This is a genomic window from Kitasatospora sp. NPDC101157, from assembly GCF_044768255.1.
Classification (GTDB): domain Bacteria; phylum Actinomycetota; class Actinomycetes; order Streptomycetales; family Streptomycetaceae; genus Kitasatospora.
The window spans coordinates 54,589-78,800 of the sequence record NZ_JBIWPL010000029.1 but is presented as its reverse complement, the minus strand read 5'-3'; the positions used below and the strand labels follow the sequence as shown (position 1 = coordinate 78,800).

At 72.9% G+C, this 24,212-nt stretch carries 20 protein-coding genes; 18 read left to right on the top strand and 2 right to left on the bottom strand.

Going from position 1 to position 24,212, the window contains the following annotated elements; translation table 11 throughout:
• Positions 1–239 precede the first annotated feature (239 nt).
• From ACIRVF_RS36480 to mutM, 10 genes are all read left to right on the top strand, one after another.
• Positions 240–1,871 (top strand): DAK2 domain-containing protein, encoded by a 1,632-nt coding sequence (locus ACIRVF_RS36480; protein WP_402827983.1) that lies wholly within the window; start codon positions 240–242, stop codon positions 1,869–1,871.
• Between the two features lie 84 nt (positions 1,872–1,955).
• On the top strand, positions 1,956–4,181 hold the full coding sequence (gene recG, locus ACIRVF_RS36475; protein ID WP_402827980.1) for an ATP-dependent DNA helicase RecG: 2,226 nt from the start codon (positions 1,956–1,958) through the stop codon (positions 4,179–4,181).
• Positions 4,182–4,285: 104 nt separating this feature from the next.
• Entirely contained in the window at positions 4,286–4,819 is a 534-nt protein-coding gene (locus ACIRVF_RS36470; protein WP_355674667.1) for a hypothetical protein, read from the top strand.
• Between the two features lie 124 nt (positions 4,820–4,943).
• A complete protein-coding gene (gene rsmD, locus ACIRVF_RS36465; protein ID WP_402827977.1) occupies positions 4,944–5,528 on the top strand; it encodes a 16S rRNA (guanine(966)-N(2))-methyltransferase RsmD in 585 nt (194 codons plus the stop codon).
• A 49-nt stretch (positions 5,529–5,577) separates the two neighbouring features.
• The gene (gene coaD / locus ACIRVF_RS36460) at positions 5,578–6,069 is read left to right on the top strand and encodes a pantetheine-phosphate adenylyltransferase (protein ID WP_402827975.1); all 492 of its coding nucleotides are present in this window, start codon (positions 5,578–5,580) and stop codon (positions 6,067–6,069) included.
• A gap of 208 nt (positions 6,070–6,277) precedes the next feature.
• Positions 6,278–7,504 carry a cell division initiation protein gene (locus ACIRVF_RS36455; protein WP_402827972.1) on the top strand — a complete coding sequence of 409 codons (1,227 nt, stop codon included), beginning with the start codon at positions 6,278–6,280 and terminating at the stop codon, positions 7,502–7,504.
• A gap of 173 nt (positions 7,505–7,677) precedes the next feature.
• Positions 7,678–8,346 (top strand): YceD family protein, encoded by a 669-nt coding sequence (locus ACIRVF_RS36450; protein WP_402827970.1) that lies wholly within the window; start codon positions 7,678–7,680, stop codon positions 8,344–8,346.
• 2 nt (positions 8,347–8,348) lie between these two features.
• A complete protein-coding gene (gene rpmF / locus ACIRVF_RS36445; protein WP_030056747.1) occupies positions 8,349–8,522 on the top strand; it encodes a 50S ribosomal protein L32 in 174 nt (57 codons plus the stop codon).
• A 20-nt stretch (positions 8,523–8,542) separates the two neighbouring features.
• On the top strand, positions 8,543–9,331 hold the full coding sequence (rnc, locus tag ACIRVF_RS36440; protein WP_033354224.1) for a ribonuclease III: 789 nt from the start codon (positions 8,543–8,545) through the stop codon (positions 9,329–9,331).
• Positions 9,332–9,385: 54 nt separating this feature from the next.
• Positions 9,386–10,264 (top strand): bifunctional DNA-formamidopyrimidine glycosylase/DNA-(apurinic or apyrimidinic site) lyase, encoded by an 879-nt coding sequence (mutM, locus tag ACIRVF_RS36435; protein ID WP_402827966.1) that lies wholly within the window; start codon positions 9,386–9,388, stop codon positions 10,262–10,264.
• Positions 10,265–10,275: 11 nt separating this feature from the next.
• On the opposite strand, the gene ACIRVF_RS36430 is transcribed toward mutM, so the two are convergent.
• Entirely contained in the window at positions 10,276–11,196 is a 921-nt protein-coding gene (locus tag ACIRVF_RS36430; protein ID WP_402827964.1) for a hypothetical protein, read from the bottom strand.
• A 305-nt stretch (positions 11,197–11,501) separates the two neighbouring features.
• Here ACIRVF_RS36430 and ACIRVF_RS36425 point away from each other — a divergent pair, with 305 nt between their 5' ends.
• The 5 genes from ACIRVF_RS36425 to ftsY all read left to right on the top strand — a co-directional run bounded on the left by ACIRVF_RS36425 (position 11,502) and on the right by ftsY (position 19,115).
• The gene (locus tag ACIRVF_RS36425; protein WP_402827962.1) at positions 11,502–12,845 is read left to right on the top strand and encodes a hypothetical protein; all 1,344 of its coding nucleotides are present in this window, start codon (positions 11,502–11,504) and stop codon (positions 12,843–12,845) included.
• Between the two features lie 120 nt (positions 12,846–12,965).
• On the top strand, positions 12,966–13,265 hold the full coding sequence (locus ACIRVF_RS36420) for an acylphosphatase (RefSeq protein ID WP_030288010.1): 300 nt from the start codon (positions 12,966–12,968) through the stop codon (positions 13,263–13,265).
• Between the two features lie 413 nt (positions 13,266–13,678).
• Positions 13,679–13,882 (top strand): hypothetical protein, encoded by a 204-nt coding sequence (locus ACIRVF_RS36415; RefSeq protein WP_270143783.1) that lies wholly within the window; start codon positions 13,679–13,681, stop codon positions 13,880–13,882.
• Between the two features lie 157 nt (positions 13,883–14,039).
• Positions 14,040–17,651: a chromosome segregation protein SMC gene (gene smc, locus ACIRVF_RS36410; protein ID WP_402827959.1), complete on the top strand. Its 3,612-nt coding sequence runs from the start codon at positions 14,040–14,042 to the stop codon at positions 17,649–17,651.
• A gap of 252 nt (positions 17,652–17,903) precedes the next feature.
• Positions 17,904–19,115, top strand: a complete 1,212-nt coding sequence (ftsY, locus tag ACIRVF_RS36405) for a signal recognition particle-docking protein FtsY (RefSeq protein ID WP_402827956.1) — start codon at positions 17,904–17,906, stop codon at positions 19,113–19,115.
• A 268-nt stretch (positions 19,116–19,383) separates the two neighbouring features.
• Here the strand turns inward: ftsY and ACIRVF_RS36400 are convergent, their stop codons facing one another.
• A complete protein-coding gene (locus ACIRVF_RS36400; RefSeq protein WP_402827953.1) occupies positions 19,384–20,058 on the bottom strand; it encodes a bifunctional DNA primase/polymerase in 675 nt (224 codons plus the stop codon).
• Between the two features lie 571 nt (positions 20,059–20,629).
• Between ACIRVF_RS36400 and ACIRVF_RS36395 the strand changes: the two genes are divergently transcribed.
• From ACIRVF_RS36395 to ACIRVF_RS36385, 3 genes are all read left to right on the top strand, one after another.
• Positions 20,630–22,126, top strand: coding sequence for a tetratricopeptide repeat protein (locus ACIRVF_RS36395; RefSeq protein WP_402828048.1), 1,497 nt, complete (start codon positions 20,630–20,632; stop codon positions 22,124–22,126).
• Between the two features lie 288 nt (positions 22,127–22,414).
• Positions 22,415–23,815, top strand: coding sequence for an ammonium transporter (locus tag ACIRVF_RS36390; RefSeq protein ID WP_402827950.1), 1,401 nt, complete (start codon positions 22,415–22,417; stop codon positions 23,813–23,815).
• Positions 23,812–24,150, top strand: coding sequence for a P-II family nitrogen regulator (locus ACIRVF_RS36385; protein ID WP_270143771.1), 339 nt, complete (start codon positions 23,812–23,814; stop codon positions 24,148–24,150). Before ACIRVF_RS36390 ends, ACIRVF_RS36385 begins: the two co-directional genes overlap by 4 nt.
• The last annotated feature ends 62 nt before the right edge of the window (positions 24,151–24,212 follow it).

Sequence of the window (24,212 nt, the reverse complement as noted above, 5' to 3'; positions counted from 1 at the left end):
CTCGCGTGAACCAGACCGGACCAGGGGGGTGAGCCTGGACGGTTCCAGGCAACCGGAAGAGCATACAACGCTTGCTTCCGTCCCACGAAACTACCATGACCGGCCGAGTGATCGCTCCGGTCGCCGGTCCGGGCACCCCTCCCCGGCCCCCGATAACCTGCCGGTACCACCCCTCGCCGCCGCATCCGGTGCGGTGCGGCCGCACAGGCCATGACGGCGTCCCATCCGGAGGAGACCTGGTGCTGCACACGCTCGACGCCCCGGCCGTGCGCACCTGGTGCCAGCTCGCCCTGCGCGCGCTCGGCCAGGCCCGCAAGGAGATCGACGCGCTCAACGTCTACCCGGTCCCGGACGGCGACACCGGCACCAACCTCTACCTGACCGTCGAGTCCGCCGCCGCCGAGGTGGAGAGCCGCTTCGCCGACCCCGCCGCCGCCCCGGCCCCCGGACTGGCCGACACCGTCCGGGCGATGGCCCGCGGCGCGCTGGTCGGCGCCCGCGGAAACTCCGGGGTGATCCTCGCCCAGTGGCTGCGCGGAACCGCCGAGAAGCTCGCCGAGGGCGGCGGCGCCGACCAGCTGCGGGCCGCCCTGCAGCAGGCCGCCGACTCCGCCTACCAGGCCGTCGCGGAGCCCGTCGAGGGCACCCTGCTCACCGTCGCCCGGGTCGCCGCCCGCGAGGCGGTACGGGCCGGGGAGGGGCTCGCGCAGGTCGCCGACACCGCCCACCGGGCCGCCCGGGACGCGCTGCGCCACACCCCCGAGCAGCTCGCGGTGCTGGCCGAGAACGGGGTGGTGGACGCCGGCGGCCGCGGCCTGGTGGCCGTCCTCGGAGCGCTCGCCGACGCCGTCGCCGGGCAGCAGCCGATGGGACCGGTCGCGCTGCGCGGGGACGTCCGGGCGGTGGAGAGCTGCGAGGTGCACCTGCGGCCGCCCGGCCCCGGCCACCCCGCCTTCGAGGTCATCTACCTGCTGGACGCGCCCGACGCGGCGCTGCCCGGGCTGCGCGAGCGGCTCGGCCGGCTCGGCGACTCGCTGGTGATCGGCGGCGGCGACGGCCTGTGGAACGTGCACGTCCACGTGGACGACGCGGGCGCCGCCGTGGAGGCCGGGGTCGAGGCCGGGCGCCCGCACCAGATCCGGATCACCCACTTCGCGGAGGCCGCCGCCCGGGCCGGCAGCGCCGCCGAGCGCGGCGAACGCGAGGAGCGGGCCCGCGCGGTGCTCTCCGTGGTCTCCGGCGAGGGGCTGGCCGAACTGTGCGAGCAGGCCGGCGCCGTCGTCCTGCACGCCGACCCGGACCGCCGGCCGGCCAGCGCCGAACTCGCCGACGCCGTGCGGGCTTCGGCCGCCCGCGAGGTGGTCCTGCTGCTCAACGACCCCGAACTGCGCGCCGCCGCCGGGGCCGCCGCCGACCAGCTGCGCGAGGAGGGCGTGCGGATCGCCGTACTGCCCACCCGTTCGCCGGTGCAGGGCCTCGCGGCACTCGCGGTGCACGAGGGCGGGCGGCGCTTCGACGAGGACGTGGTCGCCATGACCTCCGCCGCCGGGGCCACCCGGTACGCCGAACTGGCCGTCGCCGAGGGGGAGTCCTGGACCATGGCCGGGGTCTGCCAGGCCGGTGACGTGCTCGGCCTGATCGACGGCGACGTCGCGGTGATCGGCGCCGGGCTGGCCGAGGTCGGCGAGAGCGTGCTGGACCGGATGCTCGGCGCGGGCGGCGAACTCGTCACCCTGATCCTCGGAGAGGGCGCCGACCGGGCGCTCGCCGACCGGCTGGTGGCGCACGTCCGCCAGCAACGGCCGGAGGTGGACTCGGTGGTGTTCCACGGGGGGCAGGAGTCCACGCCGCTGCTCATCGGGGTCGAATGAGCGCCGACCGTCGGCACCGGACATGAACGACCCGGAGGCGAGCGGGCGGATGTCCGTCGGTGCCTTGGTGTAAACAAGGGCCTGATGGGCGCTCTCGATGAACCACTGACCAAGCTCGTCGGCGACCGCACCGCGAAGGTGCTCGCCGACAGCCTCAAGCTGCGCACGGTCGGGGACCTGCTGCACCACTACCCGCGCCGCTACGTCGAACGCGGCCAGCTCACCAGCCTGGACGAGCTGGAGATCGACGAGCACGTCACCGTGCTGGCCCGGATCGAGAAGGTCACCCTGATCCCGTTCCGCGGCCGCAAGGGCGACCGGCTGGAGGTCGTCGTCACCGACGGCCGCAGCCGGCTCTCGCTGGTCTTCTTCAACCAGGGCTGGCGGCAGAAGGAGCTCAAGGCCGGTGCCCAGGGCCTGTTCGCGGGCAAGGTCGGGGTCTTCAACCGCACCCGCCAGCTGGTCTCGCCCGACTACCAGCTGCTCGACGAGGACGCCGGGTCGGACGCGGCGAAGCAGTTCGCCGGCCGGCTCATCCCGGTGTACGGCGCCAGCGCGCAGATGCCCAGCTGGAAGCTGTCGATCTGCATCGAGACCGCCCTCACCAAGCACCTCGGCGACGTCGGCGAGCCGCTGCCCGCCGAACTGCGCGAGCGGCACGACCTGATCCCGCTGCCCGAGGCGCTGGAACTGATCCACCGCCCGCGCAGCCAGGCCGACCGCGAACGCGCCCAGAGCCGGCTGCGCTGGGACGAGGCCTTCGTCCTGCAGGTCGCCCTCGCCCGGCGCCGGGCCGCGGACTCCGCGCTGCCCGCCAAGCCGCGCAGGGCACGTGAGGGCGGACTGCTGGACGCCTTCGACGCCCGGCTGCCGTTCACCCTCACCGAGGGGCAGCAGAAGGTCTCGGCCGAGATCGCCGCCGACCTGGCGACCGAGCACCCGATGCACCGGCTGCTCCAGGGCGAGGTCGGCTCGGGCAAGACCCTCGTCGCGCTGCGCGCCATGCTCGCCGTGGTGGACGCCGGCGGCCAGGCCGTACTCCTCGCGCCGACCGAGGTGCTCGCCCAGCAGCACCACCGCTCGATCGTCGAGATGATGGGCGACCTCGCCGAGGGCGGCATGCTCGGCGGCTCCGACCTCGGCACCCGGGTGGTGCTGCTGACCGGCTCGATGGGCGTTCCGGCCCGCCGCCAGGCGCTGCTGGACATGGCCAGCGGGGACGCCGGGATCGCGATCGGCACCCACGCGCTGATCGAGGACAAGGTCCAGTTCCAGGACCTCGGCCTGGTCGTGGTGGACGAGCAGCACCGCTTCGGCGTCGAGCAGCGGGACGCCCTGCGCGCCAAGGGCGAGCAGCCGCCGCACCTGCTGGTGATGACCGCCACCCCGATCCCGCGCACCGTCGCAATGACCGTCTTCGGGGACCTGGAGACCTCCGTCCTGGACCAGCTCCCGGCCGGCCGCTCGCCGATCTCCACCCACGTCGTGCCCGCGCTGGAGAAGCCCAACTTCCTCACCCGGGCCTGGGAGCGGGTCCGCGAGGAGGTCGGCAAGGGCCACCAGGCGTACGTGGTCTGCCCCCGGATCGGGGACGAGGAGCCGGCCGTCGACCCGAAGGGCGCGAAGAAGAAGCGCCGGGCGGCCGAGGAGGACTTCGAGGAGGTCGCGGACGCCGGCGCCGCGAGCGACGAACGGCGGCCCCCGCTCTCGGTGGTGGAGACCGCCGAGATGCTGGTGCGGGGCCCGTTGAGCGGCCTGCGGGTGGAGATCCTGCACGGCCGGCTCGCCCCGGAGGCCAAGGACGAGGTGATGCGCCGGTTCGCGGCGGGGGAGGTGGACGTCCTGGTCGCCACCACCGTCATCGAGGTCGGCGTGAACGTCCCCAACTCCACCGTGATGGTCATCATGGACGCCGACCGCTTCGGCGTCTCCCAGCTCCACCAGCTGCGCGGCCGGGTCGGCCGGGGCAGCGCGGCGGGCCTGTGCCTGCTGGTCAGCGAGATGCCCGGGGGCAGCCCCGCCCGGGGCCGGCTGGACGCGGTGGCCGGCACCCTGGACGGCTTCGAGCTCTCCCGGATCGACCTCGAACAGCGCCGCGAGGGCGACGTGCTGGGCCAGGCGCAGTCCGGGGTGAAGTCGTCGCTCAAGGTGCTCTCGGTGCTGGAGGACGAGGAGGTCATCCTCACCGCCCGGACCGAGGCCACCCGGCTGGTCGCCGAGGACCCGGACCTGGCCGCCCACCCGGAGCTGCGCACCGCGTTGGAGAGCCTGCTCGACGAGGACCGCGCGGCCTACATGGAGAAGGGCTGAGCAGGGCTCGGCGAGGCCGGACTGTCAGACCCCCGCGAGAGAATGGAGTTGTTCAGGGCGCACCCTCAAGGTGCGTACCTGGCGCGACACTTGGGGGTCCTGCCATGGCATTCCGTCATCTCAACGAGCTCCCGCTGGGCGACAAGGTCTTCCGGATCGAACTCGCCAGCGACGACGACCGCGAGGTCACCCTCACCCTGACCGGCTGGCGCGAGGGTGCGGCGGCCGCGCCGCTCGCCTCCGGCAAGCTCCGCCTGCCGGTCGAGGACGTCGCCTCGCTGCGGATCGCGCTCAACCGCGCGCTGCGGGCGCTGGCGATCGTCGCCGACGTCTCCGAGCCCATCCCCGACCGTGACGTGCTGCGCGAGCTGTACCCCGGCCACGGTGCCCCCTGGGTGCCGCAGCACGAGGAGGAGCTGGTCCGGCGCTTCCACGACGGCGAGACCGTCGCCCGGATAGCCGCCCGCTTCGGCCGCACCCCCGACTCCGTCCGGACCAAGCTGCGCGAGCTCGGGCACGACCCGCGCCGCCCCGAGTTCTGCCCGCCCGACGGCTGCCTGTCCTGGTCCCGCTACGCCTCCCCGGCCCTGCTCGGCGCGGCGGTCCCGGCCCAGTCGGCGGGCTCCGAGGCGAGCTGACCGCCCGAGCGCGTGACCGCGGCCCGGCGGGGACGCCCCCGCCGGGCCGCGGGGGTTCGGCGTGAGCGCGGCGCGGTGAGCGGGATAGCGTGGTCGGGCAGCGACGAAAGGACCTTCCACCACCATGACCCGCGTGATCGCCGGGTCGGCCGGCGGCCGCCGGCTGGCCGTACCGCCCGGCCGGGGCACCCGTCCGACCTCCGACAAGGCCCGGGAGGCGATGTTCTCCACGCTGGAGGCGTTCCGCGGCACCCTGCAGGGGGCCCGGATGCTGGACCTGTTCGGCGGCTCGGGCGCGGTCGGCCTGGAGGCGCTGTCGCGCGGCGCCGAGCACGTCCTGCTGGTCGAGGCGGACGGCCAGGCGGCCCGGGTGATCCGGGAGAACGTCCGGACGATCGGTCTGCCGGGCGCCGAGGTGCGGGCCGCCAGGGCGGAGAAGGTGATCGCCGGGCCGCCCCCGCAGACCCCCTACGACCTGGTCTTCCTCGACCCGCCGTACGCCGTGACGGACGAGGAACTGCGCGAGATGCTGATCACACTGTCGGCTGGGGGCTGGCTCGCGGAGGACGCACTCGTCACCGTGGAGCGCAGCACCCGTGGCGGAGAGTTCGGCTGGCCCGAGGGCTTCGAGGTGCTGCGCTCCCGCCGCTACGGCGAGGGCACGCTCTGGTACGGTCGCGCCGCCGCCGGGGCCAGCGATCACGAGTAGCGGGCCGCGGCCCGCAGCAGCCGTCACCCCACGAGGGAGCACACACGTCATGCGCCGAGCCGTCTGCCCCGGTTCGTTCGACCCGATCCACAAGGGCCACCTCGAAATCATCGAGCGGGCCTCGAAGCTGTACGACGTGGTGCATGTCGCGGTCCTGATCAACCGGAACAAGCAGGGCATGTTCACCATCGAGGAGCGGATCGCCCTGATCGAGGAGGTCACCGCCCAGTTCGGCAACGTGGTGGTCGAGTCGCACCACGGCCTGCTGGTGGACTTCTGCCGGGAGCGCGGCATCCCCGCGATCATCAAGGGGCTGCGCGCGGTCAGCGACTTCGACTACGAGCTGCAGATGGCCCAGATGAACAACGGTCTGACCGGCGTGGAGACGCTGTTCCTGCCGACCTCGCCGACGTACAGCTTCCTCTCCTCGACGCTGGCCAAGGAGGTCGCCTCGTACGGCGGCGACGTCTCGCACCTGCTGCCCGAGACGGTGCACCGCCGGCTGGTCGAGCGGATCGCGGAGCGCAAGGCCGAGCAGTAGGGCGCGGCCGTGGGGCCCGGCGGCGGGGTTCGTCCTTTTCTGCCGGTTCGTCACGGCTTGTCCGCAGTCGTGGCGGCGGGATCGGCTCAGGCGTTGTGAGGTCGCCGCACGGGGGCCGTAAAGTCTGTATTCCTGCCCTGCGGTGAGGTCCACCGCGCCGGGCCTGCCTCCGCCGGACCGTCGGCGGCACACGGAAAGACGAAGCCCCGTGGACGTGCAGAACAAGGTCGACGAGATCGTGGCGGCGGTCGAGAACGCCCGCTCGATGCCGATGTCGGCCTCCTGCGTGGTGAACCGGGCCGAACTGATCGGCCTGCTCAACGACCTCAAGGCGGCCCTGCCCGCCGAACTCGCCCAGGCCCAGTCGGTGATGGCCGACCACGAGCAGGTGGTGGCCGGCGCCCAGGCCGAGGCGGACCGGATCATCCAGGGCGCGCACGCCGAGCGCGGTTCGCTGATCTCCGACACCGAGGTGGTCCGCCGGGCCCAGGCCGAGGCCGACCGGATCCTGGCCGAGGCCCGCGCCGAGGTCGACGCCAAGCGTGCCGAGGCCGACGACTACGTGGACAGCAAGCTCGCCAACTTCGAGGTCGTGCTGACCAAGACGCTCGGCGCGGTCGGCCGCGGCCGGATCAAGCTGCGCGGCGACTCCGGCGCCTTCGAGATCGAGGGCGAGGGCGACGGCGAGGAGTTCCGGCCGCAGCGGACCACCCCGAGCCCCGAGGTCGACGAGTACGTCGACGTGAAGCTGGCCACCCTGGAGAACGTGCTCAGCGCCACCCTGGAGGCGGTCGGCAAGGGCCGCGACAAGCTGCTCGGCAAGAAGCCGATCGACGAGCTGGGCGCCTACCTGGCCGCCGCCGACGAGGCCCAGCAGGCCAAGGAGCGCGCCGAGGCGGTGGCCGCCGGCTTCGCCGCGGAGGACGAGGCCGACGGCTCCGACATCGCCTGGTACCGCGAGGACGTCCCGCAGCAGCAGACCTGGCCCGAGCAGACCCCGGCCGCGGCCGGCTGGCAGGCCCCCGGCGCCGACCAGTACGCGGCCGCCGCCCAGCACCAGGGCGGCCAGCCCCACGACGGCGGCCACCAGACCGGGCAGCACCAGGTCGGGCAGTACGCCGAGGTGTACGGCGGCGGCTTCGACCCGGCCGTCCAGGGCGACCCCTACAACACCCAGTGGGGCCACCAGCAGGGCGGCTACCCGCAGCAGCCCCACTACGAGGGCCAGCAGCACCAGGGCCAGCAGCAGGACGCCTACGGCTATCCGCAGCAGCAGGACGGCTACGCGGCCCAGCCGTACGACGGCTACAACTACCCGCAGCAGCCCGCCCTGCCCCCGGCCGTGCCGCACCAGCAGCAGGGCCTGGACGAGACCAGCTTCTTCGACACCAGCATGATCGACATGACCCGGCTGCGGGAGCTCGGCGGCCGCTGAGCGGCGCCGACGGGACTGCGCGGGAGTCTCCTGACGGGACCGAAGTTGGGCCTGGCCGGAGACTCCGGTAGTCTGACCACTCCGGCATCCCCATGTCCGGCTGTCGGCTTGCCCGCGCAAGGTCGACCGGTGATGGGGACCACAGCGTTGATTCCTATGGAAGTCAGGACACCTTGAACCGCCTCGACCACCGCGACCCCCTCGTGTTCGACACGCACGAGCTGGGCCGTCGTCCGGGCGCGATGCGCAAGGTGAGCCGGACCCTGGAGGCCCCCGAGGGCTTCGGGATCATCGACGTGATCGGCGTCCCGGAGAAGAGCCCGATCGATCTGGAGCTCCGCCTGGAGTCCGTGGTCGAGGGCGTGCTGGTCACCGGCACCGCCGAGACCCACGTCGAGGGCGAGTGCGTCCGGTGCCTGGAGCCCGTCGAGTTCGACATCGACGTGGACTTCCAGGAGCTGTACTACTACCCGGAGTCCGACGAGCGTCACCGCGCCCGGACCACCGGGACCGAGAACCTCGACGAGGACTCGGAAGAAGAGACTTACCGCCTGGAGGGCGACTTCTTCGACCTCCAGCCGGTGCTGCGTGACGCGGTGGTGCTCGCACTGCCGCTGCAGCCGGTGTGCCAGGAAGACTGCCTGGGCCTGTGCTCCGAGTGCGGAGCGCGCCTGAGCGACGACCCGGCGCACCACCACGACGCCGTCGACCCCCGGTGGGCGGCTCTGCAGGGACTCTCCGCCGACTCCGGCGAAGAGGCCCGTGGCGAAGCCGCTGATCTGCGGCGGGGAATCAAGAACAGCGACACCCGTGAGGGTCTCGCCGAGAACCAGGAGAAGTAGCCGTGGCTGTTCCGAAGCGGAAGATGTCGCGCAGCAACACGCGCCACCGCCGGTCCAACTGGAAGGCCGTTGTTCCGGCCCTCGTGGCGTGCGACCGCTGCCACGAGCCGAAGCTGGGCCACATCGCGTGCCCGAGCTGCGGCACGTACAACCGTCGCCAGGTCCTCTCGGTCTGATCGGCGGGGTGCACGGATCGATGTCGGACGGTAACTCCACCCGCAAGGCGTCCTCTGCCTCGAAGGGTTCTTCGGGCAGCGGCAAGGCCGGCGGGCCGGCTTCGACCGAATACGACGTCCTGGAAGGGCGCCTCGGGTACACGCTTGAGCGCGCCCTTCTGGTACGTGCCCTGACCCACCGCTCGTACGCGTACGAGAACGGGGGTCTGCCCACCAACGAGCGCCTGGAGTTCCTCGGCGACTCGGTGCTGGGCCTGGTGGTGACCGACACCCTCTACCGCGTCCATCCGGACGTCCCGGAGGGCACGCTCGCCAAGCTGCGCGCCGCGGTGGTCAACTCCCGCGCGCTCGCGGACGTCGGCCGGGGTCTGGACCTCGGCGCGTTCATCCGGCTCGGCAAGGGCGAGGAGGGCACCGGCGGCCGCGACAAGTCGTCGATCCTCGCCGACACCGTCGAGGCCGTGATCGGGGCCATCTACCTGGACCGCGGTCTGGAGGCGGCGACCGAGTTCGTCCACCGGCTGTTCGACCCGCTGATCGAGGAGTCCTCTCAGCTGGGTGCCGGCCTGGACTGGAAGACCAGCCTCCAGGAGCTCACCGCCTCGGTGGGCATCGGAGTGCCCGAGTACGTGGTCATGGAGTCCGGCCCGGACCACGAGAAGACCTTCACCGCGGCGGCCCGGGTGGCCGGCGAGGACTTCGGCAGCGGCGTCGGCCGCTCGAAGAAGGAAGCCGAGCAGAAGGCCGCCGAGAGCGCCTGGCGTGCGATCAAGGAGAAGTACGCCGACCGGCTGCCCGCGGGCGCCTGACGAAGAAGTAGCCTTCACTCCTGCCGATCCCTTCGAAGCAGGAGGCCCTTTCCCGTGCCCGAACTCCCCGAGGTCGAGGTCGTCCGTCGCGGTCTGGCGAACTGGGTCGCCGGGCGGACCGTCGGCGAGGTCCAGGTGCTGCACCCGCGCGCGGTGCGCCGCCAGCCGGCCGGAGCGGCGGACTTCACGGCCCGGCTGACCGGCACCACCCTCGGCGCCGCCCGGCGCCGCGGCAAGTACCTCTGGGTGCCGCTCGGCGGCAGCGGCACGGGGTTCTCGCTGATCGGCCACCTCGGGATGAGCGGCCAACTGCTCGTCCAGGACCCGTCGGTACCGGACGAGACCCATCTGCGGGTCCGGCTGCGCTTCACCGACGGCGGGCGCGAGCTGCGCTTCGTCGACCAGCGGACCTTCGGCGGCCTGGCCGTCGAGGAGGCCGAGGAGGGCGACCCGGAGGGCACGCCCGTCTCCATCGCGCACATCGCCCGAGACCCGCTCGACCCGCGCTTCGACGACGCCGCCTTCGTGGCCGCGCTGCGCGCCAGGCGCACCACCGTCAAGCGCGCGCTGCTGGACCAGACCCTGATCAGCGGAGTCGGCAACATCTACGCCGACGAGGCGCTGTGGCGCTCCGGGCTGCACTACGACCGGCCGACCGCGACCGTCACCCGCCCGCAGGCCGCGCTGCTGCTGGCCAACGCCCGGGACGTGATGACGGCGGCGCTGGCCGTGGGCGGCACCAGCTTCGACAGCCTGTACGTCAACGTGAACGGCGAGAGCGGCTACTTCTCCCGCGACCTCGACGCCTACGGCCGGGAGCACGAGCCCTGCCGCCGCTGCGGCACCGCGATCCGGCGGGCCGCCTGGATGAACCGTTCCAGCTACTTCTGCCCCCGCTGCCAGCGCGTGCCGCGGCTGCGCAGCGGGGGCTGAGGGCCGCGCCGCTACTTGTGGGCGAGCTCCGGGTGTTCGGCGGACGCCTCGCTCAGGGCGCCGTGGTCGCCCTGGCCGAAGTAGGCGACGCCGACCGCCGAGACCACGGCGAGCAGGAAGCCGACCACGCCGAGCCAGCCCAGGCCCGCCTTGGAGGAGTCGCCGAGCCAGAGCACGCCGACCACGCCGGGCAGCACCGTCTCGCCCACCACCAGCGCGGCGGTGGCGCCGTTGACCGAGCCGATCTGCAGCGCCACGGTGTGCACGTACATGCCGCCGAGGCCGCCGACCAGGACCGCGTACAGGGCGGGGTCGGAGAGCAGCGTGCCGAGCTGGAAGGGGTCGAGGCCGTTCAGGATCCGCACGCCGACGCCCAGGCCGCCGAAGCCGAGGCCGGAGAGCAGACCGGCGACGATCGCGCCCTTGGAGCCCATCCGGCGCACCAGCAGGCTGCCGCCGGCCAGCAGCACGGTGGTGATGATCAGCAGGCCCCAGTGGAAGGCCATCGAGGCGTGGTGACCGCCCTCGGGGCCGGCCGAGACGGCCAGCAGCACCAGGGCCGAGCAGAGCACGCCGATCGAGGCCCACTCCAGCTGCTTGAGCCGGATGCCCAGCAGCTTGATGCTCAGCACCGCGGTGATCACCAGGTTGGCGCTGATGATGGTCTGGGAGAGGAACAGCGGCAGCAGGCGCGCGGCCAGCGCGCCGAGCCCGAAGCCGACCAGGTCGAGCACCGAGCCGAGGATGAACTCCCAGGTGACGGCGGCCTTGGCGGTGGAGGACAGGCTCGGCCCGCCGTGCTCGGTGGTCGAGGTGGTGGCGCCCTTGGCCGCCTCCTCCCGGGCCGAGCGGCGGGATCCGACGGCCTGCAGGACCGAGCCGGTGCCGTAGCAGGCGGATGCCGCCACGGCCGTGACGAGGCCGATGATCACCGAGCGCTCCGATCGGGTGTTGGGTCAAGAAAAGGTAATGGGACCTGTGGTCCGGGACCAGTGTGCCCGTTCGCGCGGTAGCGTCGGGACGCCCCCTCGGCCTCGCCCCAGGACCGCCCGGGCCCGCCGGGACGTACGTCCGGCCGCTACCCGCGGTTCCCGCCTCCCACCCGTCTCAGGGTTCACTCGGGGAAATCTCATCCGCGAGAAGGGGAGCCGACCCGGCGGACGGCGGGGAATCTTGTCATAACCAGTATGCGAAGGGTATGCCGTGCTCTGACGCCCGTCACGGTAGCGTCGGGGACATGAGAACCCTTGCACGACGTTCCCGGGGCGCCGGGCCACTTGCCCTGGTGGCGGCGCTGCTCGGGCTGCTGATGCTGTTCGCCCCGGCGGCCTCCGCCGCCGGCGGGCTGAGCGACGCCGCGGCCACCCTGAAGAAGGGGCAGGTCTACGTCGCCCCGACGATGCAGGACCGCTTCAGTCAGGCCCAGGCGGACGCGCTGACCAAGAAGATCGAGAAGGCCGACAAGCCGATCTTCATCGCTGTCGTCCCCGACGCCGCCAACAAGGACACCGTCCTCACGGACCTGCGCACCCTGGTGGGCATCGACGGCGTCTACGGCGTCTGGCGGGGCACCAGCGGCTTCATGGCCCGCTCCGACCGCGGCGCGATGGGTCCCGGCGTCGCGGACCGGATCGGGGGCGCCGTCAGCCGCGCCGACAAGGGCGACATCAACGCCACCCTGAACGACTTCGTCGACCAGGCCGCCCCGCAGACCAAGGGCACCGGGGTCAACCACAGCACCTCGATCGCCTGGGTGATCATCCCGGTCGTGCTGGTGGCCCTGGCCGGTGCCGGTGTCTTCTTCCTCTTCCGCCGCGCCAAGAAGCGCAAGGAGGAGCAGGCCCGCGCCGAGCTGGAGCAGCTGCGCCGCGTGGTGGACGAGGACATCACCGCCTTCGGCGTGGAGCTGGAGCGGCTCGACTTCAACCCGGCCGCGCCCGACGCGGACGACGCCCAGCGCACCGACTACAGCCACGCGCTGGACTCGTACGAGAAGTCCAAGCGGCTGATGGACGAGGCCAAGAAGCCCGAGGACGTCAAGCAGGTCACCGAGGCGATCGAGGACGGCCGGTTCCAGCTGGCCACCCTGGCCGCCCGGCGTGAGAAGCGCCCGCTGCCCGAGCGTCGCCCCCCGTGCTTCATGGACCCGCGGCACGGCCCGTCCGTCAAGGACGTCGACTGGGCCCCGGCCGGCGGCTCCGCCCGTCCCGTCCCGGTCTGCCAGGCCGACGCGGACCGGGTGGCGGCCGGCCTCGACCCGGCGGTGCGCACCGTCGACACCCAGCACGGCCCGCAGCCGTACTGGAACGCCGGCCCGGCCTACGCGCCGTACGCGGGCGGTTACTACAGCGGCTTCGACGGCGGCGGTCTGCTGCCGGGCCTGCTCGTCGGCACCATGCTCGGCTCGATGATGAGCGGCCCGGCCTACGCCGCGGCGCCGATCATGGAGGGCGGCCACGGCGGCTACCAGGACCAGTACGAGGGCGGCGACTACACCGGCGCCGACTTCAACGCCGCCGACTTCAGCGGCAGCGACTGGAGCGGTGGCGGCGACTTCGGCGGCGGTGGCGACGACTGGTGATCCGCTGATCCGGGCCCGATCCGAACGGCCCCGCCGGTTCCTCCGGCGGGGCCGTTCGCACGCCCGGCCGGGGACCCCGCGGAGCTGTGACCGGCACCGCGGCCCGTTAGGGTCAGGGGCATGCACGGTCGCGATGCCCACAGTGATGAACCGGTCCGGGTGACCGCCTGGGTCCGGGGGAAGGTCCAGCAGGTCGGCTTCCGCTGGTGGACCAGGGCGAGGGCGCTGGAGATCGGCCTGACCGGGTACGCCAGCAACCTCGGCGACGGCCGGGTGCAGGTGGTGGCCGAGGGTCTGGCCGCCGACTGCGAGCTGCTGCTGGCCCTGCTGCGCGGCCCCGACACGCCCGGTGCGGTGAGCGGTGTGACCGAGATCTGGACGGCCGTCGGCGCAGGTTACGAGGGTTTCGAGATCCGCTGAGCCCCGGGTTCGCGGCCCCGCGCCGCGCCTCCGCGGAAATGATCGGCAACCGTCGGTGTCATACGGTTGCCATTCGGGCAGACTCGTGGTTGACTCCGCATCGAACGATGATCCACGAGCACGTGGTGGACCCGGGCCCGAGACCCCCCAGGCGTGACGACACCGCCGGGCAGGTGACAGGGGCGCGGTAGCGTGCGGTGATCGTGTTGACCCGTACCGTCTTTGGTGAGACGCTTGAAGCCCGCGCACACGATCGCGTTCTCCGGTAGGCGCATGCCCTCGTGAGCCCAGCTCACGGTGGATGTGCCGTAGTGCCCAGCCAGCACTTCCGGGTGCGCGCCGCGCGTGCGTCCCCCTTCCCCCTAGACCTGTACCGTTCCGGTTCGGTCACTCAGCGTGGAGGACCATTCATCATGGCAAAGGCGCTTCTCGGGTACGTCGGCGGCCCCGACCCGCGAATGCTCTCCGAGATGCGGCGGCTTCAGCAGCGCGTCCAGGACCTTGAAGCCGAGCTTCTTCGGATGCAGGCTGAGAACGACGCTCTGACCGCTGTCGCTGGCGAGCACTCGCTGCTCAACAGCATCGATCTGGATCAGCGGGAGCCGGCTCTGACCTGAGCCCCGCCCCGATCCTCACAGATCGACGCCGCTGTGCACTGAGCCGCCCCGAAAGGGACGCAGCTTTGCAAGGGACGCCCTGATGTGGCGTCCCTTCGTCGTGTCGGACTCCGGATACAGTCGGTTCCCGTCGTGAGCGATTGAGGAGACCGGCCGCGTGCACCTGAAGAGTCTGACGCTGCGCGGATTCAAGTCCTTCGCCTCCAGCACCACCCTGCGCTTCGAGCCGGGCATCACCTGCGTGGTCGGACCGAACGGCTCCGGCAAGTCCAACGTGGTGGACGCGCTGTCCTGGGTGATGGGCGAGCAGGGGGCCAAGTCGCTGCGCGGCGGCAAGATGGAGGACGTCATCTTCGCCGGGACCAGCGGTCGCGCCCCGCTCGGTCGCGCCGAGGTCAGCCTGACCATCGACAACGGCGACGGCGCCCTGCCGATCGACTACTCCGAGGTGACGATCACCCGGACCATGTTCCGCAACGGCGGCAGCGAGTACGCCCTCAACGGCGAGCCCTGCCGCCTGCTGGACATCCAGGAACTGCTCTCCGACTCCGGCATCGGCCGCGAGATGCACGTCATCGTCGGACAGGGCCGGCTCGACTCCGTCCTGCACGCCGACCCGGCGGGCCGGCGCGCCCTCATCGAGGAGGCGGCCGGCGTCCTCAAGCACCGCAAGCGCAAGGAGAAGGCGCTGCGGAAGCTGGACGCGATGCAGGCCAACCTCAACCGCGTCCAGGACCTGGTCGGCGAACTGCGCCGCCAGCTCGGACCGCTCGGCCGGCAGGCCCGGATCGCCCGCCGCGCCGCCGGCATCCAGGCCGACCTGCGCGACGCCCGGCTGCGGCTGCTCGCCGACGACCTGCTCACCCTCCGCCGGGCCGTCGAGGCAGAGGTCGCCGACGAGCTCGCGCTGCGGCTGCGCCGCACCACCGTCGAACAGGAACTGGCCCGCGCGGTGCAGCGCGAACGGGTCCTGGAGGCGCAGGTCCAGCAGCTCGGCCCGAGCCTGGAGACCGCCCGGCAGACCTGGTACCGGCTCTCCGCGCTCGCCGAACGCACCCGCGGCACGATCGGGCTGGCCGAAGCCCGGGCCCGGCACGCCCTCGCCGGGGGCACGGCCGAGGAGCGGCGCGGCCGGGACCCGGAGGAGCTGGAGCACGAGGCCGAACGGGTCCGCGAGGAGGAGGCCGCCCTCGCCGAGGCGCTGGAGGAGGCCCAGTACGCCCTGGCCGAGGCCGTCGAACGCAAGGGCGAGCTGGAGCGCGGGCTGGCCGCCGAGGAACACCGGCTGCGGGACGCCGCCCGCGCCATCGCGGACCGCCGCGAGGGACTGGCCCGGCTGCAGGGGCAGGCCGCCGCCGCCCGGTCCCGGGCCGGCTCGGCCGAGGCCGAGATCGGCCGGCTCATCGAGGCCAGGGACGAGGCGCTGCTGCGCGCCGAGGCCGCGCAGGGCGAACTGGACGAGCTCCAGCACCAGGTGGACGGCCTGGCCGGGGACGACGAGCGGGCCGAGGAGGGGCACCGACGGGCCCGGGTCCGGCTGGCCGAGATCGAACGGGAGCTGTCCGCCGCCCGGGACGCGGCCGGGGCGGCCGAGCGCGAGCGGGCCGGGCTCATCGCGCGGCACGAGGCGCTCTCGCTCGGGCTGCGCCGCAAGGACGGCACCGGTGCGCTGCTGGACGCGGGCGAGCGGCTCACCGGACTGCTCGGCCCGGCCGCCGCGCTGCTGCGGATCGAGACCGGCTACGAGGTGCCGCTCGCCGCCGCGCTCGGGGCGGCCGCCGACGCGGTGGCCGTCGACTCGCCGTCCGCAGCCGCCGCGGCGCTGCGGCTGCTGCGGGCCCAGGACGCCGGGCGGGCCGCGCTGTTGGTCGCGGGTGCCCCGGAAGTTCCCTGCAGCCAGGGTCAGTTCCCCGACGGAGCCCGCTGGGCCGCCGAACTGGTGGACGGCCCGGCCGAGTTGCTCGCCGCCGTGCGAGGCGTGCTGGCCGGGGTGGCGGTGGTCGCCGACCTGGACCACGCGCTGCGACTGGTCACCGAACGCCCCGAGTTGTCCGCCGTCACCATCGAGGGCGACCGGCTCGGCACCGGCTTCGCCCAGGGCGGATCCGGAGGTGCCCCCAGCCTGCTGGAGACCCGGGCGGCGGTGGACCGGACTTCCCGCGAGATCGACGAACTCGCCCTGCGCTGCGCCGAGTCGGCCGAGCGGCTGGCCGAACTCACCGAACTGCGGCGGGAGTCGGCGGCCGAGCTCGAACGGCTCGGCGAACTGCGGCGGCAGGCGGAGAAGGACCGGGCCCAGGTCGCCGGTGCCCTCGGCCGGCTCGGCGGGCAGGCCCGCGCCGCCGCCGGGGAGGCCGAGCGGCTGTCGGCCGCCGCCGCCCGGGCCGAGCAGGGCCTGGCCGAACTGCTCGCCGCCGCCGAGGAACTGGCCGAACGGCTTGCCGCCGCCGAGGAGTCGGCGGACGCGGGGGAGGACGAGCCGGACCAGGCCGAGCGGCAGCGCCTCGCCGAGGCGGCCTCCGCCGCCCGGCAGGCCGAACTGGAGGCCCGGCTCGCGGTGCGCACCCACGAGGAGCGGGTCCGCGCCCTGGCCGGCCGGGCCGACCAGCTGGACCGGGCCGCCCGCGCCGAACGCGAGGCGCGCGCCCGGGCCGCCGAGCGGCGCCGTCGCGCCGAGCACGACGCCCGCGTGGCGAACGCCGTCGCGGCGGGCGCCCGGCAGCTGCTGGCCTGCCTGGAGGTCTCGCTGGCCCGCGCCGACGCCGGGCGCGCGGCCGTCGAGCAGGCCCTCGCCGAGCGGGAGACCGAGCTCCGGCAGCACCGCGAGCACGGTCGCGGTCTCAAGGAGGAGCTGGACAAGCTGGTCGACGCCGGGCACCGGGACGAGGTGCTGCGGGCGGAGAAGCGGCTGCGGATCGAACAGCTGGAGGCCCGCGCGCTGGAGGAGTTCGGCATCGACGGGGGCGAACTGCTGGCCTCGTACGGGCCGGACCGGCCCGTCCCGCCGTCCACCCCCGAGGAGGGGCAGGAGCCGGGGGAGCCGTACCCGTACGTCCGGGCCGAGCAGGAGAAGCGGCTGAAGGCGGCCGAGAAGGCGTACCAGCAGCTGGGCAAGGTCAACCCGCTGGCGCTGGAGGAGTTCGCCGCGCTGGAGGAGCGCCACCAGTTCCTCGGTGAGCAGCTGGACGACCTCAAGCGCAGCCGGCGCGACCTGCTGGACATCGTCCGGGACGTCGACCAGCGGGTCGAGCAGCTGTTCACCTCGGCGTACCACGACACCGCCGCCCAGTTCGAGGGCGTCTTCGCCCGGCTCTTCCCGGGCGGCGAGGGGCGGCTGGTGCTGACCGACCCGGACAACATGCTCACCACCGGCATCGAGGTGGAGGCCCGGCCGCCGGGCAAGAAGGTCAAGCGGCTGTCGCTGCTGTCCGGCGGCGAGCGCTCGCTGACCGCGGTGGCCCTCCTGGTGGCGATCTTCAAGGCCCGGCCCAGCCCGTTCTACGTGATGGACGAGGTGGAGGCGGCCCTGGACGAGACCAACCTGCGCCGCCTGATCGGGATCATGGAGGAACTGCGGGAGAGCTCCCAGCTGATCGTGATCACCCACCAGAAGCTGACCATGGAGTCCGCCGACGCACTGTACGGCGTGACCATGAAGGGGGACGGGATCTCCCAGGTGATCAGCCAGCGACTGCGCGAGGAGCACCGGGAACGCGGGTCGCGTGCGGTGCTCCCTCGGCAGCACGAGGAGGCCAGTGCCTCTGGGTAGACGGACCGAGATTCCTCGGCCGATGTCGGGGCAGATGCCCTCGGTCGTCCCAGATCACGGATACTGGTGGGCGTTGTGACTCCTCCCCCTCGCACGCGAGGGGGCTTCTCACTCAGCCGTCGGACGACCTCGTGACGGCCAAGCCCTGACCGGTGCCGAACGGCACATGGGCCGGCGTATGGGAGGCGGGGACGCTCGTGCGTCGGTGACCGAAGGATCACTCGATCGAGGGACCCAACGAAGGAGATAGATGTGGAATACGTGATCCTTGCCGTAGTCATCGCCGTGATCGCCATCGGCGCGATCGCGGGCCTCGTCGTTTCCGGCAGACGACGCCGGCAGCTGCCCCCGAAGTCGCAGGCGCCGGTCATCACGGCGCCGAAGACCACCCCGCAGGAGCCCCAGGTCGGCGAGGAGGCCGCGCCGCCGACCGAGGAGCCGCGCCGTACGGTCGAGGAGGTGCCGCTTCCCGAGGCCCCCGAGGTCGTCGAGGTCGAGGCCCCGGCCGAGGCCGAGGTGGCGCCCGCCATCGAGGTCCCCGAGCCCACCGCCGGCCGGCTGGTCCGGCTGCGCTCCCGGCTCTCCCGCTCGCAGAACTCGCTCGGCAAGGGCCTGCTCTCGCTGCTCTCCCGCGAACACCTGGACGAGGACACCTGGGAGGAGATCGAGGAGACCCTGCTCACCGCGGACGTCGGCGTCGCCCCGACCCAGGAGCTGGTCGAGCGGCTGCGCACCCGGGTGAAGGTGCTCGGCACCCGTACGCCGGACGAACTGCGCGGCCTGCTGCGCGAGGAGCTGGTCGAGCTGGTCGGCAAGGACGCCGACCGCACCGTCCGCTCGACCAAGCACGAGGAGGGCCCGGCCGTGGTCCTGGTCGTCGGCGTCAACGGCGTCGGCAAGACCACCACCACCGGCAAGCTGGCCCGGGTGCTGGTCGCCGACGGCCGCAAGGTGGTGCTCGGCGCGGCCGACACCTTCCGGGCCGCCGCCGCGGACCAGCTGCAGACCTGGGGCGAGCGGGTCGGTGCGCGCACCGTCCGCGGCCCGGAGGGCGGCGACCCGGCCTCGATCGCCTTCGACGCGGTCAAGGAGGGCATCGCCGAGGGCGCGGACACCGTGCTGATCGACACCGCCGGCCGACTGCACACCAAGACCGGCCTGATGGACGAGCTGGGCAAGGTCAAGCGGGTCGTCGAGAAGCACGGCCCGGTGGACGAGGTGCTGCTGGTGCTGGACGCCACCACCGGCCAGAACGGTCTGATCCAGGCCCGGGTGTTCGCCGAGGTGGTGGACATCAGCGGCATCGTGCTGACCAAGCTGGACGGCACCGCCAAGGGCGGCATCGTGGTCGCGGTTCAGCGCGAGCTGGGCGTGCCGGTCAAGCTGATCGGTCTGGGCGAGGGCGCGGACGACCTGGCGCCGTTCGAGCCCGGTGCGTTCGTGGACGCGCTGATCGGGGACTGACCGGGGTCTCCCCGCCGGTGAGGGTCCGCTCCTTCGGGGGCGGGCCCTTTCGCGTGTGCGGGCTACCGCCCCGGGTCGTAGGGGCGCGCCGGTGCCGAGAGGGAGGAGCGACAGAGGAGGGACGAGCGCCGGAGTGAGGACGGGCGACGGGCGTCGGAGTGACGGGCGTCGGAGTGATGGGCGTCAAAGCGACGGGCGTCGGAGTGATGGGCGTCAAAGCGACGGGCGTCGGCGCCGGGTCAGAGCGCTCCGGGGGCGAGCGGGCGAGTCACGAGGCCATCCACGCGGGCTCGGCGGTGCGCTCGCGGCTGCGGTGGCAGGCGTAGGCGAGGGTGCCGAGCAGCAGCCGGGCCTCGGGCGGGCAGCCGGCGTTGTCGCGGGTGGGGCGGCGCAGCCAGCGGACCGGGCCGAGCTCGCCGAGGACGGTGGGCGGGGCGGCGACGTAGCTGCCCTCGCCGTGGCAGGTGAGGTCGAGCGCGGCGTCGTCCCAGCCCATTCGGTACAGCAGGTCGGGCAGTCGGCGGGCGGTGCCGGCGGCGACCAGGAACTGCATCCGGCCGGTGGGCGGGGCGAGCACCGGGCCGACCTGGGTGCCCATCCGCTCCAGCCGGACCAGCGCCTGGAGGCCGGCCTGCTCGGGGACGTCCAGCACGTCGAAGGCGCGGCCGGTGGGGAACAGCACCGAGCCCTCGGCGCCGGCGGCGGTCCGGCCCGCCGTACCAGGTACGGGGTGCAGGCCGGGTGCGGCGCAGCGGTGGGAGCCGCAGGGACAGCGGGTCGGGGCGGTGGCGCCGGCGGCCGGGGTGCCGGCGGCGACCGTCCAGCCCCAGCGGCCGGTGTACTCCGCGGCGGCCTGGGACGCGGTGACCTTGGTGCGGCGGCGCGCGCCCAGCGGTGCCAGCCGCAGGTGCCCCAGTCGAAGTTCGCCGAACAGGTTGTCCATGCCTCCCCCAACAGGTTCTCGTTGCCGATGGTTACGGGATGGTGACTGTGTGTTGATTGTCCGTTGCGTGGTGCGTGGTGCGGTGGCGGCGCGCAGCGCTTGGCGTGCGCCTGTTGCGATGGTGTGCCTCGGGCGCCGCCTTGTGGGGGCGGCGCCGATGCCGGATCGTCGGGTGCGTGAGGCGGCTGCCGTCCCGAGTGGACGGCGAAATCGCTTGTGACTGCGGTCGATTGCGGGGTCTGCCGGGTCTTCCGGGGTTGGCCGGGGGACTTGGCGGCCCGCATATGCCGGACCGTCGCGACTATCCAGTGAAGCGTGTGCCCCCATGCTTCGGTTCACTCCTGGGGGTGGCGAAAGGTGGCGTTTCGCCAGGGCCGCTCCCACGGGTGCCTCCGGGGGCACTACGTTCAGCACACGGACGTCGCCGTGCTCCTGCTCCGGGCCGTCGGGGAACGGGAGTTGGGGATCTGACGCACCGTCCACGACGATGGCACAACAGTACGACGAGGCGGTACGCAACACCTCAGGCACGGCACGTCTGGCAAGAGCCCGCAACCGTCGGGCGGTCACGATCGGGGGCCCCGCAGGGGCCGGGCGGGATGGGGACGTTCCCATGGCAGAGAAGCAACCCAACGAGAAGCTGACCACGTGGTTCGCCCGCAGCGGCTGGTCCAAGGGCGAGTTGGCCCGCCAGGTCAACCGCCGCGCCCGGCAGATCGGCGCCCACCACGTCTCCACCGACACCTCCCGGGTGCGCCGCTGGCTCGACGGCGAGCAGCCCCGGGAGCCGATCCCCAAGATCATGTCGGAGCTGTTCTCGGAACGCTTCGGCTCGGTGGTCTCGATCGAGGACCTCGGCCTGCGTGCCGCGATCCCGGTCTCCACCGTCGGCGGCGGCGTGGACCTGCCGTGGAGCGGACCGCAGACCGTCCAGCTGATCAGCGACTACTCCCGCAGCGACCTGATGCTCAACCGCCGGGGCTTCCTCGGCACCTCGCTCGCGCTGACCGCCGGTGCCGCGCTGATCGAGCCGATGCAGCGCTGGCTCACCCCCGGCCCGACCGGCGTGCCCACCCCGATCCTCACCGCGGCCAACGGCGGCGAGGCGTTCACCGGCCGGCTCTCCGAGCCCGAGCTGGAACTGCTGGAGCAGACCACGGTCATGTTCCGCCAGTGGGACGCCCAGAACGGCGGCGGGCTGCGCCGCAAGGCCGTGGTCGGCCAACTCCACGAGGTCACCGACCTGCTCCAGGAGACGTACAACGAGGACACCACCAAGCGGCTGTTCCGGCTCACCGCCGAGCTCGCCCACCTGGCCGGCTGGATGTCCTACGACGTCGGGATGCACCCGAGCGCGCAGAAGTACTACGTGCTGGCCCTGCACGCGGCCAAGGAGGCCGGCGACCGCCCGTTCGGCGCGCTGATCCTCACCGACATGAGCCGCCAGATGATCCACCTCAACCGGGGCGAGGACGCCCTGGAGCTGATCCACCTGGCCCAGTACGGCAGCCGCGACACCGCCACCCCGCGCCAGCAGTCCCTGCTGTACGCGATGGAGGCCCGCGCCTACGCCACTATCGGCGAGGTCAACCGCTGCGCCCGGGCGATCCGGCTGGCCGAGGACACCTTCACCGACATCCGCGAGGGGGACGGCGATCCGGACTGGCTGAAGTTCTTCTCGCCGGCCGAGCTGAACGCCGAGAACGCCCACTCGTACCGCGACCTGGCGTACCACTCGGACAACGCCCAGCTGTACGCCTCGCTGTCGGCGCCGGTGATGGAGCGCGCGGTCGACCTGTTCCGCCAGGACGAGGACCACGTGCGCTCGTACGCCTTCAACCTGATCGGCATGGCCAGCGTGCACCTGCTGCAGAAGGAGGCCGAGGAGGCCGTCCGGTACGCCGAGCAGGCGGTGGACATCGCGACCAAGGTGCGCTCGGAGCGGCTGAACTCCAGGGTCCGCAAGACCACGGAGGCGGCGTCCGCCCGGTTCCTGGGCGTGGACGCGGTGAGCCGGCTCAAGGAGCGGGTGGTCCAGGACATTCCGGAGTTCGTCTCGGTCGTCTGATCGACCCCCGGCGGGGACTCCACCGACCGTGACGGCCGCCGCCGTCACGGTCGGTGGCCTTTTCGGCGACGGACTGTGCGGTGCGGCGGCACGGTAACCCATCCGGCCCAGTGGCTGGGCCGCGGTTCACGTGCCCGTAACCCGCGCGTCGCACGCGTCACGGCCGTGAAACAACCGGCCGCACTGGCCGAAACCAGCCTTCGGCACTCTCCTGTTCATCGCCGACACCCCGGGTGGCACGGGACAGGTACCCGGGGGTGGAGCGGCTTTCACGCAGAGGAGACGCCGATGCCGGACGGCTTCAGCGCGGGCGACACCGCCTTCGTGCTCATCAGTGCGGCCCTGGTCATGGTGATGACCCCGGGCCTGGCCTTCTTCTACGGGGGCATGGTCAGGGCCAAGAGCACACTGAACATGCTGGCGATGAGCTTCCTCTCGCTCGGCATCGTCAGCGTGCTCTGGGTCCTCTACGGCTACTCGCTCAGCTTCGGGCCCGACGCCTTCGCCGGACTCATCGGCAACCTGGACTTCCTCGGGATGCGCGGCATCGGGCTGAACGAGCTGTCCGGGTCGATCCCGGTGACGGCGTTCGCGGTCTTCCAGCTGATGTTCGCGATCATCACCCCGGCACTGATCAGCGGCGCCGTCGCGGACCGGGCCAAGTTCGCCGCCTGGGGCCTGTTCATCGCGCTCTGGGTGACGGTCGTCTACTTCCCGGTCGCGCACTGGGTGTTCTTCGTCGACAACGGCAACGGCGGCTGGCTGGGCGACCGGAACGGCGTGATCGACTTCGCCGGCGGCACGGCCGTGCACATCAACGCCGGTGTGGCGGGCCTCGCACTCTGCCTGGTGCTGGGCAAGCGGGTCGGCTTCAAGAAGGACCCGATGCGCCCGCACAGCCTGCCGCTGGTGATGCTCGGCTCCGGGCTGCTCTGGTTCGGCTGGTTCGGCTTCAACGCGGGCTCGGCGCTGGCCGCCAACGGCGTCGCCGCGATGGCGATGGTGAACACCCAGGTCGCCACCGGCGCGGCGCTGGTCGGCTGGCTGGTCTTCGAGAAGCTCAAGCACGGCGCGTTCACCACGCTGGGCGCCGCCTCCGGCGCGGTGGCCGGGCTGGTCGCGATCACCCCGGCCTGCGGTTCGGTCAGCCCGCTCGGCGCGGTGGCGATCGGCCTGATCGCGGGCGCGGTCTGCGCCGCCGCCGTCTCGCTCAAGTACCGCTGGGGCTTCGACGACTCGCTCGACGTGGTGGGCGTGCACGCGGTCGGCGGGGCGGTCGGCTCGCTGCTGATCGGCCTGTTCGCCACCGGCGGGGTCGGCCAGACCGCCAAGGGCCTGTTCTACGGCGGTGGGCTGGGCCAGCTCGGCAAGCAGGCGCTGGGCGTGGCGGTCGTCGCGGCGTACTCCTTCGTGCTGTCCTGGCTACTGGCCAAGGCGGTCGACAAGCTGGTCGGCTTCCGGGTCCCCGAGGAGGTCGAGGTGGCCGGCATCGACCAGGCCGAACACGCCGAGTCCGCCTACGATTTCAGCGCCGTCGGTGCGGGCCTGGCCCGGGCGCTCCCGTCCTCGGGCCCCGGCTCCGCGCCCGGCGGGAAGCCCGCCGCGAAGGCCGCGGGCGAGCCCGCCGGGAAGTCCGTTGAGAAGTCCGCCGAGAAGACTGCCGAGAAGACCGAGGTCGACGCCCGATGAAGCTCATCACCGCCGTGATCAAGCCGTACCGCCTGGACGAGGTGAAGGCCGCCCTGCAGGCCTTCGGGGTCCACGGCCTGACCGTCACCGAGGCCAGCGGCTACGGCCGCCAGCGCGGCCACACCGAGGTCTACCGGGGTGCCGAGTACACCGTGGACCTGGTCCCGAAGATCCGGATCGAGGTCCTGGTCGAGGACGAGGACGCCGATGACCTGATCGACGTCCTGGTGAAGGCCGCCCGGACCGGGAAGATCGGCGACGGCAAGGTGTGGAGCATCCCGGTCGACACCGCCGTCCGGGTCCGCACCGGCGAACGCGGACCCGACGCCCTGTGACGCACTGAGCGGTCCGGCGGGCCCGCCCCTCCCCGGGGCGCGGTCCGCCGGTCGGCGTACCG